Source organism: Bacillus sp. LR_5, from assembly GCF_042709275.1.
Window position 1 is genome coordinate 25582 of the sequence record NZ_JAVAXX010000039.1, and the last position, 10627, is coordinate 36208.

Sequence of the window (10627 nt, forward strand, 5' to 3'; positions counted from 1 at the left end):
TTCGGGCTGCCTTTTATTTTATTGCAGAAAAAATGCTGATATCTTTCAAGATTAGCTGGATGTATCCTTTTATTTACGCTAAAATATGAACTGTATGCTTAAAATCATTATCACATCAGTTGACGTGACTTTAATGATAAAAAGAACGAACTAGAATGTTGAGAGGTTTGATACGATGAAACTTACAAAGCTGCTTACATATTTAACAACCGAACCTTCTGTAAACGACTCACAAGACCCTGAAATAACTTCAATTGAGATGGACTCCAGAGAAGTAAAGAAAGGGAGTCTTTTTGTATGTGTAAAAGGGTATACGGTGGATGGCCATGATTTTGCGCAAAAAGCAGTAGAAAGCGGCGCAGCGGCTATTGTGGCAGAAAAAGAGCTCGATGTGGATGTGCCTGTCATTATTGTCCGGCGGTCACTGCGTGCGCTAAGCGTTTTGTCCGATGCGTTTTACGGACAGCCGACAAAGAAGCTTCAGCTGATCGGAATCACAGGCACAAACGGCAAAACATCAACGACCCATATGGTCGATGAGATTCTGAAAAAAGCGGGAAAACGCACAGGCTTGATCGGTACCATGTACATGAAAATCGGTGATGAAACACTTCCCGTTAAAAACACGACTCCGGAAAGCGTCACGCTGCAGAAAACGTTTAAGAAAATGAATGACAAGCAAGTAGACACTGCCATCATGGAAGTTTCTTCTCACGCTTTGTCTTTAGGACGTGTTCATGGGTGTGATTATGATATTGCCGTGTTTACGAATTTAACGCAGGACCATCTGGACTATCATAAAACGATGGATGAGTACCGACAGGCAAAAAGCCTGCTTTTTTCTCAGCTTGGCGGGGCATTCAACCACGAGCACCCAAAGCGTGCCGTACTGAATGCTGACGATGAGGCGAGCGCTTATTTTGAAAAGGTGACCGCAGCGCATATCTCTACATACGGAATTAAAAACAACGCTGATGTGATGGCGAAGAACATCACGATCACTGCACAGGGAACAAGCTTTGATCTTGTGACAAACAAAGGCGCTAAGCACATTACAATGTCGCTTGTCGGACAATTTAATGTGTATAATGTGCTGGCAGCTGTTGCAACATGTATCGCAGCAGGCATTCCGTTTGAAACCATCACTGCAGCTGTTGAAGAATTGCATGGCGTAAGAGGCCGATTTGAATTGGTCAATCAGCAGCAGGAGTTTCCGGTTATCGTTGATTACGCACACACGCCGGACAGCCTTGAAAATGTGCTGAAGACTTGCAGAGATATGACGGAAGGAAAGCTTTTTGTCGTTGTTGGCTGCGGGGGAGACAGAGATAAGACGAAACGCCCGAAAATGGCTAAAATCGCTGTGGAGCTGGCTGACGAACCGATTTTCACTTCGGATAATCCGAGAAGCGAAGATCCCCGCGCGATTTTAAGAGATATGGAAGCTGGAGTAGAGAACGAATACTATCACAGCATTGCAAACCGCGAGCAGGCGATCTTTTTCGCGATTGCCAATGCCAAAAAAGGCGACGTTGTTCTCATTGCCGGAAAAGGGCATGAAACCTATCAGCAGATTGGAAGCGAAACTTTCGATTTTGACGATGCTGAAGTGGCGGCGAGAGCCATTGTCGAACTCAATAAAAATAAGACGAATTCATAGGAAAGAGATGTTATGGAATAATGGAGCTTGAAAAGATGTTTCATATGGAAAAAAATCATGAATATGATAACTACGTATGTCGTTTGAAAGAAACAGGAGGAGAAAAGGACAATGCTTGAGCAAGTCATTCTGTTTACAATTTTAATGGGGTTTTTAATTAGTGTTCTGCTCTCTCCGATTCTTATTCCGTTTTTAAGAAGATTAAAATTCGGCCAGAGTATTAGAGAAGAAGGACCGAAATCACATCAGAAAAAATCAGGGACGCCGACAATGGGCGGGGTCATGATCATACTTTCTATCATTGTGACAACTATTGTTATGACACAGAAGTTTTCAGAAATAAGCCCGGAAATGGTGCTGCTTCTGTTTGTTACGCTAGGCTACGGTTTGCTTGGCTTTTTAGATGATTACATCAAGGTCGTCATGAAGCGCAACCTTGGATTGACGTCAAAGCAAAAGCTGATCGGACAAATTATCATTGCGGTTGTATTTTATGCCGTGTACCATTACTACAATTTTGCGACGGACATTCGCGTGCCTGGAACTGACTTATCATTTGATCTTGGCTGGGCTTACTTTATCCTGGTGCTCTTTATGCTTGTCGGCGGATCAAATGCAGTTAACCTGACTGACGGTCTTGACGGTTTATTATCCGGTACGGCTGCGATTGCTTTTGGCGCCTTTGCTATCCTGGCATGGAATCAGTCTCAATATGACGTAGCCATTTTCTCAGTTGCCGTTGTCGGTGCAGTGCTGGGCTTCCTCGTATTTAATGCTCATCCGGCCAAAGTCTTTATGGGAGATACGGGATCGCTTGCATTGGGAGGAGCTATCGTTACCATTGCCATTTTAACGAAATTGGAGATCCTGCTGGTTATCATCGGCGGTGTATTCGTTATCGAGACATTATCCGTTATTCTGCAGGTTATCAGCTTTAAAACGACAGGTAAACGAATCTTTAAAATGAGTCCGCTTCATCACCATTATGAGCTTGTAGGCTGGTCTGAATGGAGAGTAGTCGTGACGTTTTGGGCTGCGGGACTTTTGCTTGCCGTTTTAGGAATTTACATCGAGGTGTGGTTATAAGTGGAAAATGATCAATTTTTACAGAATCAGCATTTTTTAATCCTTGGGCTCGCGAAAAGCGGGTATGCGGCGGCATCCATTCTTCATGACAAAGGCATTTACGTTGCAGTCAACGACCAAAAGCCTTTTGAAGAAAACGAACCAGCCCAAAAGCTTTCTGAAAAGGGAATCGAGGTTGTTTGCGGAGAGCATCCAGTTTCTCTGTTCGATCAGCATCAAATCACAGTTCTGATCAAAAACCCGGGAATTCCTTATGAAAATATTATGGTTCAGGAAGCGGAAAAAAGAGGCATCCCGGTTTGGACGGAAATTGAGCTTGCTTACTACCTGACAAACGCCAAGTTTATCGGGATTACCGGATCGAACGGAAAAACGACCACGACAACGCTGATTTATGAAATGCTCAAAGCTGACTCGCAAAAGGCACTGATTGCCGGAAACATCGGCACAGTCGCAAGTGAGGTTGCCTATCATGCTGATGGGGATGAATGGATCGTTACTGAACTGTCTTCGTTTCAGCTGATGGGAACACACGCTTTTAGACCGGAAATCAGCCTGATCTTAAACGTGTTTGACGCTCATTTGGATTATCACCATACGCGAGAAAACTATGAAAAAGCGAAACAGAAAGTGTATCTTCATCAGGTTGCTTCAGATAAAGCCATTGTCAACCAGGATGATGAAACTGTCGTGCGTCTGGCTGAAGCAGGAAAAGCCGAAATCATCCCATTTTCAGTCAGCAAAACGCTTGAACAGGGCGCTTATGTAAAAGACGGTATGATTATGTTCAGCGGCGAAGCCATTATTCCTCTGGAAGAGGTTGTGCTGCCCGGCGCTCATAATTTGGAGAACATTTTAGCTGCCATTGCAGTTGTGAAAACGGCAGGAGTGTCCAGCGAAGCAGTTAAAAAGGTGCTGACAAGCTTTACTGGCGTGAAGCACCGTCTGCAATATGTCACAACAGTGAAAGACCGCAAGTTTTATAATGATAGTAAAGCGACAAACATTTTGGCGACAAGCAAGGCGCTTTCAGCTTTTGACAAACCGGTCATTCTGCTTGCGGGCGGACTGGATCGCGGAAATGGTTTTGACGACTTAAAACCGTATATGAAACATGTCAAAGCATTGCTTACATTTGGCCAGACAGCGCCGAAACTTGAGAAGCTCGGCAATGAGATGGGAATACAACATGTCAAACGTGTCGATAATGTTGAACAAGCAGTATCTGCGGCGTTTGCGCTCTCAAATGAAGGAGATGTCATCCTGCTGTCACCTGCGTGTGCGAGCTGGGATCAATTCAAAACATTTGAAGAACGCGGTGACATGTTTATAGATGCCGTGCATATGCTTAAGTAAGGGCTTGTCTTGGAGTAAATCGGCAGCCCTAATGACTTTAAGCTTGGGGTGTCGATTGCTTTGACTACTAAAAAAACATCGCCTGATTTCTTATTGGTCATCATTACGTTATTATTATTAACAATCGGATTAATTATGGTGTACAGTGCGAGTGCGGTATGGGCGGATTATAAATTTGACGACTCATTCTTTTTCGCGAAACGGCAGCTGCTGTTTGCAGGAATCGGTGTCATTGCCATGTTTTTCATCATGAATGTTGATTATTGGACTTGGAGGACATGGTCCAAGTTGCTGATGGTTATCTGCTTTTTCCTTCTGGTGCTTGTTTTGATACCAGGCGTTGGTATGGTGCGAAACGGTTCAAGAAGCTGGATCGGAGTCGGGGCATTCAGCATACAGCCTTCAGAGTTTATGAAGCTTGCGATGATCGCATTCCTTGCTAAATTTCTCTCTGAAAAACAAAAAAACATCACATCGTTCAGACGGGGGTTCGTCCCGGCACTTGGCATCGTGTTTTCAGCGTTTTTGATTATCATGTGCCAGCCTGACCTCGGAACAGGGACGGTGATGGTCGGAACTTGTATTGTCATGATTTTTGTAGCCGGCGCGCGAATCGCCCATTTTGTCTTTCTCGGGCTGATTGGCCTCAGCGGATTTGTCGGACTCGTACTATCGGCTCCATATCGGATTAAGCGGATTACCTCCTACTTAAATCCGTGGGAAGACCCGCTCGGAAGCGGTTTTCAAATCATTCAATCGCTTTATGCAGTGGGGCCCGGCGGATTGTTTGGAATGGGCCTTGGACAAAGCAGACAGAAGTTCTTTTATCTGCCTGAGCCGCAAACAGACTTTATTTTCGCCATCTTGTCAGAGGAACTTGGCTTTATCGGGGGAACACTTATTTTGCTTCTCTTCAGCGTTCTGCTGTGGAGAGGGATCAGAATTGCGCTCGGTGCCCCTGATCTGTACGGAAGCTTTGTCGCAGTCGGCATTATTTCAATGATTGCCATTCAAGTCATGATTAATATCGGCGTAGTAACGGGCCTTATTCCGGTAACAGGCATCACGCTCCCGTTTCTAAGCTACGGAGGCTCTTCATTGACCCTGATGCTGATGGCTGTCGGTGTGCTGCTGAACGTGAGCCGCTACTCGAGGTATTAATGAATGTTTGCCAAAGTTTCCTGTGAAACAGAAAGCTGGGAAACAATTGATGCGATAACCCTGTCCAACAAAACAGGGTTATCGTTATGTTATAGAGAAACTTAGACTGGGGGAAGAGATATGCGAATTGCAATAAGCGGAGGCGGTACAGGAGGACATATTTATCCTGCGCTTGCTTTTATTAAAGAAGTGCAGCGCCGTCATCCTGATGTGGAATTTTTATATATCGGAACAGAAAACGGACTGGAGAAAAAAATTGTTGAGCGGGAGAATATACCGTTTCGTTCAATTGAAATTACAGGATTTAAAAGAAAGCTGTCATTTGAAAACGTCAAGACTGTGATGCGTTTTCTGAAGGGTGTAAAAAAGAGCAAGTCGTACTTAGCGGAATTTAAGCCCGATGCCGTGATTGGAACGGGCGGTTACGTCTGCGGGCCTGTTGTCTATGCCGCTGCGAAAATGGGAATTCCGACTATTGTCCATGAACAAAACAGCCTGCCGGGCATCACGAATAAGTTTCTTTCAAAATATGTTAATAAAGTAGCGATTTGTTTTGAAGAAGCAAAATCACATTTTCCTGGCGAGAAAGTTGTATTTACGGGAAACCCGAGAGCCTCTGAAGTCGTCTCAATAAAGACGGGCCGATCAATGGCTGAATTTGGGCTTTCTGAAGAGAAAAAAACGGTCTTAATCTTTGGCGGAAGCCGAGGCGCTGCACCGATTAACCGTGCTGTCATTGACATGCAGGATGAGCTGAAAACAAGAGACTACCAAGTGCTGTATATCACCGGTGAAGTTCACTATGAAAAAGTGATGAATGAGCTGAAAAGCAAGGGTGCCGCTGATAATATGGTCACAAAGCCGTTTCTTCATCAAATGCCAGAGTATTTAAAGGCCATTGATGTCATTGTGGCCAGAGCCGGTGCGACGACGATTGCCGAAATTACTGCTCTCGGAATCCCAAGTGTTCTGATCCCAAGCCCATATGTAACAGCGAATCACCAGGAGGTCAATGCCAGATCTCTCGGCCAGCATGATGCGGCGATTGTTCTGAAAGAAACAGAGCTCAACGGTGAAAAGCTGATTGATGCGCTTGACCGGATTGTATTGAATGAGCAAACGTTAAAGGAAATGAGCGAACGGACAAAGTCACTCGGTGTTCCTGACGCGGCTGCCCGTTTATACAGCGTACTCGAAGAATTGAAAAAATAATAGAAAAGCAAATGGAATGCGGAGGTTTACGATGGAGAAAGTGATACAGGAATTAAAAGAACGCGAAGTCGGCAAGGTTCTTGCAAACGAACCGCTCGCGAATCATACAACGATGAAAATCGGCGGACCTGCGGATGTATTGGTCATTCCAAGCAGTGTAGATGCTGTCAAAGATATCATGGACGTTATTAAAAAATATGATGTGAAGTGGACAGTCATCGGCCGTGGATCAAATCTTCTTGTTTTAGATGAGGGAATCAGAGGCGTAGTGATTAAGCTGGGTGCAGGCCTTGACCATCTGGAGCTTGAAGGGGAGCAAGTGACGGTCGGAGGCGGTTATTCAGTGGTCCGTCTTGCTACCTCATTGAGCAAAAAAGGCCTGTCCGGTTTGGAATTTGCTGCCGGTATTCCAGGATCAGTCGGCGGAGCGGTTTACATGAATGCCGGCGCTCACGGCTCTGATATGAGCGAAATCCTCGTCAAAGCACATATTTTGTTTGAAGACGGCACGATTGAGTGGCTGACAAATGAGCAGATGGATTTCAGCTACAGAACATCTGTATTACAAAAGAAACGCCCGGGCGTTTGCCTTGAAGCCGTTCTGCAGCTGGAGCAGAAGGATAAAGAATCAATCGTTCAGCAAATGCAAAGCAATAAAGACTACAGAAAAAATACACAGCCGTATTCAAGCCCTTGTGCGGGAAGCATATTCAGAAATCCGCTTCCGAATCATGCCGGAAACCTTGTTGAAAAAGCAGGCTTGAAAGGATATCAAATCGGCGGTGCAAAGATATCGGAAATGCACGGAAACTTCATCGTCAATGCGGGCGGAGCATCAGCAAAAGATGTGCTTGATCTCATTGACCATGTGAAAAAGACAATCCGTGAAAAATACGAGATTGATATGCACACAGAGGTTGAAATCATCGGCGAAAATCGCTGATTCAAGTTCTGACTGAAGCTGTTCATATGATATACTGTAAGCAAACGACAAACGGCATCCATAGTATGCCGTTTGTTTTGGAATAGACAGACTTTTAACAGCTGTTTCATTTGAATGAGGTGAACAGGCAATGAACCCGGGTCATGACCGAGAAAAAATCGTAAACATTGAAGAACGGATTCCTAAAATTAAAGAGCAGCGGAAACAGAAGGCCAACCGACGTCTCATTTCATTTATTATGCTCTTTTTTATTATGGTGCTGATCATCGTGTACCTGCAGACGCCAATCAGTAAAGTATCAACAATCTCTGTTACAGGGAATGAGAATGTATCCAAAAAGGAAATTATCGAGCTTTCCGATATTAACAGCGGAGATACTGAGTTTTGGAGTTTGGACAAGAAAAAAACAGAAAAGAAGATTCAGCAAAATAAATTAGTGAAAAAAGCGGAGATCAGCAAATCGCTTCCTAATAAAATCAACATTGCGATCGAAGAATATAAAGCGATTGCTTATTTAGAAAAAGACGATGTGTACTATGAAGTGCTTGAAAACGGTTCAGTTCTGCCAAACGAAGTAACGCCGGATGATGCCGGACCGATACTGGTAAATTGGACAAACGCGAAGAAACGGTCTCAAATGGCCCAGCAGCTCGATGCTTTGTCAAATTCGTTAAAACAGTCGATTTCAGAAATTTATTATACGCCTGTAAAAATGGATGAAAACCGTATTAAATTGTATATGAACGACGGTTATGTTGTCACTGCGTCTATTAAAACTTTTGCAGACCGAATGAAAACGTATCCTTCTATCATTTCGCAGCTTAGCAGCAATAAAAAAGGAATTATTCATTTAGAAGTTGCCACCTATTTTGAAGAGTTTGGCAAAAACGATAAAGCTGCTAAAAAGGAAGATGAAAATTGAGGGGTAAATCAGCAGTCCTCCTTTCTTTAATTATGCTTATCGCAGGCTTTTTGATTTCATTTTCTTTTCAAATGACAAAAGAAAACAACAAAAGCGCGGCTGAGACGGAAGAGTGGAAAAAAGAATATGCGCTGAGGGATGAACTCCTGAAACAGGAGAAAGAAAATAAGAATCTTGAAAAAGAATTGTATCAAAAGCAAAATAAAGTCCGTCAGGCGGAAAATAAGCTGAAGAAAGAAAAGACGGAATACTATAACGTCCTCGAAGATACAGAAAAATACAGAATGTATATTGGGGAAGTCGGTGTGCAGGGAGAGGGCGTTGAGGTGACCTTGGAAGATGCGTCGTACATACCGGAAGGGGAGAATGTGAACAGTTACATCGTTCACGAAAGCCATATCTTTCAAGTGGTAAACGAACTGTATATCTCGGGTGCGGCGGCCGTCGCCGTTAATGGCCAGCGTTTGACACATGATTCCTATATCAAGTGCAACGGTCCTGTTGTAACGGTAGACGGGGTGCAGCATCCCGCCCCATTTACGATATCTGCCATTGGAGATCCTGATGTCCTGCTGCCTTCGTTAAATATAGCAGGAGGCCTGATCGATCAGCTGTCAATGGATCATATTTCTGTTTCCGCAGAAAAAGAGAAAAACGTACAAATGAAACCGATTCTGAAAACGAAGGAATGACTGAAAAAGCGGGTGAAACAGATTGAAAATAAAGCGTTCCTTCATAAGCATCAGTGTGCTTATGGTCATCTTCGGCCTCATGATAGCTGTTCAGTTTAACTCATTAAAGCACCCTCAAGTCCGAGACACAAGAGATATGTGGGATATAAGGGAAGAGCTGACTTCAGAGCAGAAGAAGCAGGAAAAGCTGCTGGCTGAAATAAACAAATATGATAAACTGCTCAATAGCTATTCGCAAACGAAAGAAATGACAAAAGAAACCGCGCTCAATAATACCTTGCAAACCTTAAAAAAAACAGCCGGCATGACCGATATAACAGGTAGCGGAATTGTCATCACCATTTCCCCGCTTTTTTCTGAAAGCTTAACAGGAGAGCCGATCGAAAATCCGCCTCCGGATTTGCTGAAGAAGCTGATCAATGAACTCAACTCCTTCGGTGCAGAGCATATCTCGATTAATGAGCGAAGAGTTGTGAATCATACCGTCATAAGGGATATAAACGGTACAACGAAAATAGACGGATACGGCCTTGACGATTATCCTTTAACAGTAAAAGTGCTTGCCGAAGATCCGGACATGCTGTACAGCAGAGTGAAGGGGTCAGGACTTGAGGACCTTTTTGCATCTGAAAATTTAGCATTAAAAGCCGGTAAATCTGACAGCAACCTGACACTAAAAGCATATGACAGACCATTAGACGTACAACAGCTGAAACCGCTTAAAGACTGAAAAGGAGGAGAATTGTCATGTGGCTGCCCGTGCTGGGACTGGTGCTCGGAATAACGATCGGACTGATGACAAACTTAACGATTCCGAGTGAATATTCAAACTACTTATCGCTTGCGGTGCTTGCCGCACTTGATACATTAATCGGCGGAATCAGGGCGCATTTACAGGGTACATATGATGAAATGGTATTTGTTTCCGGTTTCTTTTTTAATATTATATTGGCAATAAGTTTAGCTTTTCTGGGAGTCCATCTTGGTGTAGACTTGTATTTAGCAGGTATATTCGCATTTGGAGTCAGATTATTTCAGAATATAGCCGTTATTAGAAGAAATCTACTAACAAAGTGGACTCTTTCTAAAAAAAATAAAAAAAATGTGATATAAAAGAGGATATACATAGGATATAACGAATATTTTCAATAAACATAAAATGTGAAGAGCACATAAGGAATATTCCGTTGTTATTTTTTGTTACACACTTGTAAAGCCACATTCATTGTATTGTTGTTCCGCAAATAATAGAATAGAAATGATCGAAATGTGAGGAGGTGCCATAGAATGAACAACAATGAACTTTACGTCAGTCTTGACATCGGTACGTCCAATACAAAAGTGATCGTCGGAGAAATGACAGATGATTCCCTTAATATTATCGGTGTGGGAAATGTACCGTCTGAAGGGTTGAAAAAAGGCTCAATCGTTGATATAGATGAGACCGTTCATTCTATAAGAAAAGCGTTTGACCAAGCTGAAAGAATGGTAGGTTTTCCGCTTAGAAAAGCTATTGTCGGCGTTAATGGAAATTATATCAATATTCAAGATACAAACGGTGTTGTAGCAGTTTCCAGTGAAAATAAAGAAATTCA

10 protein-coding genes and 1 pseudogene are annotated in these 10627 nt (G+C 43.3%); all 11 read left to right on the top strand.

The window, feature by feature from the left end:
- Positions 1 to 175: 175 nt before the first annotated feature.
- On the top strand, positions 176 to 1660 hold the full coding sequence (locus tag RAC86_RS11260) for a UDP-N-acetylmuramoyl-L-alanyl-D-glutamate--2,6-diaminopimelate ligase (RefSeq protein WP_072566238.1): 1485 nt from the start codon (positions 176 to 178) through the stop codon (positions 1658 to 1660).
- A gap of 111 nt (positions 1661 to 1771) precedes the next feature.
- Positions 1772 to 2746, top strand: a complete 975-nt coding sequence (mraY, locus tag RAC86_RS11265) for a phospho-N-acetylmuramoyl-pentapeptide-transferase (protein WP_003238695.1) — start codon at positions 1772 to 1774, stop codon at positions 2744 to 2746.
- On the top strand, positions 2747 to 4102 hold the full coding sequence (murD, locus tag RAC86_RS11270) for a UDP-N-acetylmuramoyl-L-alanine--D-glutamate ligase (protein WP_072566239.1): 1356 nt from the start codon (positions 2747 to 2749) through the stop codon (positions 4100 to 4102).
- Between the two features lie 60 nt (positions 4103 to 4162).
- Positions 4163 to 5263 (top strand): stage V sporulation protein E, encoded by a 1101-nt coding sequence (gene spoVE, locus RAC86_RS11275; RefSeq protein WP_014113711.1) that lies wholly within the window; start codon positions 4163 to 4165, stop codon positions 5261 to 5263.
- A gap of 120 nt (positions 5264 to 5383) precedes the next feature.
- Positions 5384 to 6475: an undecaprenyldiphospho-muramoylpentapeptide beta-N-acetylglucosaminyltransferase gene (gene murG, locus RAC86_RS11280; RefSeq protein WP_061187422.1), complete on the top strand. Its 1092-nt coding sequence runs from the start codon at positions 5384 to 5386 to the stop codon at positions 6473 to 6475.
- Positions 6476 to 6506: 31 nt separating this feature from the next.
- On the top strand, positions 6507 to 7418 hold the full coding sequence (gene murB / locus RAC86_RS11285; RefSeq protein ID WP_014113713.1) for a UDP-N-acetylmuramate dehydrogenase: 912 nt from the start codon (positions 6507 to 6509) through the stop codon (positions 7416 to 7418).
- 130 nt (positions 7419 to 7548) lie between these two features.
- Positions 7549 to 8340 carry a cell division protein DivIB gene (gene divIB, locus RAC86_RS11290; protein WP_072566240.1) on the top strand — a complete coding sequence of 264 codons (792 nt, stop codon included), beginning with the start codon at positions 7549 to 7551 and terminating at the stop codon, positions 8338 to 8340.
- A complete protein-coding gene (locus tag RAC86_RS11295) occupies positions 8337 to 9032 on the top strand; it encodes a DUF881 domain-containing protein (RefSeq protein WP_014113714.1) in 696 nt (231 codons plus the stop codon). Before divIB ends, RAC86_RS11295 begins: the two co-directional genes overlap by 4 nt.
- A 22-nt stretch (positions 9033 to 9054) precedes the next feature.
- The gene (locus tag RAC86_RS11300; RefSeq protein WP_014113715.1) at positions 9055 to 9762 is read left to right on the top strand and encodes a DUF881 domain-containing protein; all 708 of its coding nucleotides are present in this window, start codon (positions 9055 to 9057) and stop codon (positions 9760 to 9762) included.
- 17 nt (positions 9763 to 9779) lie between these two features.
- Positions 9780 to 10145 (top strand): small basic family protein, encoded by a 366-nt coding sequence (locus RAC86_RS11305; protein WP_010334164.1) that lies wholly within the window; start codon positions 9780 to 9782, stop codon positions 10143 to 10145.
- Between the two features lie 174 nt (positions 10146 to 10319).
- Positions 10320 to 10627: pseudogene (locus tag RAC86_RS11310) on the top strand (cell division protein FtsA); the annotation flags it as partial.

Bases quoted from the DNA above. Each gene is read 5' to 3' on its own strand.
- RAC86_RS11260 (WP_072566238.1), top strand. From the start codon at position 176: ATGAAACTTACAAAGCTGCTTACATATTTAACAACCGAACCTTCTGTA.
- RAC86_RS11305 (WP_010334164.1), top strand. From the start codon at position 9,780: ATGTGGCTGCCCGTGCTGGGACTGGTGCTCGGAATAACGATCGGACTG.
- murG (WP_061187422.1), top strand. From the start codon at position 5,384: ATGCGAATTGCAATAAGCGGAGGCGGTACAGGAGGACATATTTATCCT.
- murB (WP_014113713.1), top strand. From the start codon at position 6,507: ATGGAGAAAGTGATACAGGAATTAAAAGAACGCGAAGTCGGCAAGGTT.
- mraY (WP_003238695.1), top strand. From the start codon at position 1,772: ATGCTTGAGCAAGTCATTCTGTTTACAATTTTAATGGGGTTTTTAATT.
- divIB (WP_072566240.1), top strand. From the start codon at position 7,549: ATGAACCCGGGTCATGACCGAGAAAAAATCGTAAACATTGAAGAACGG.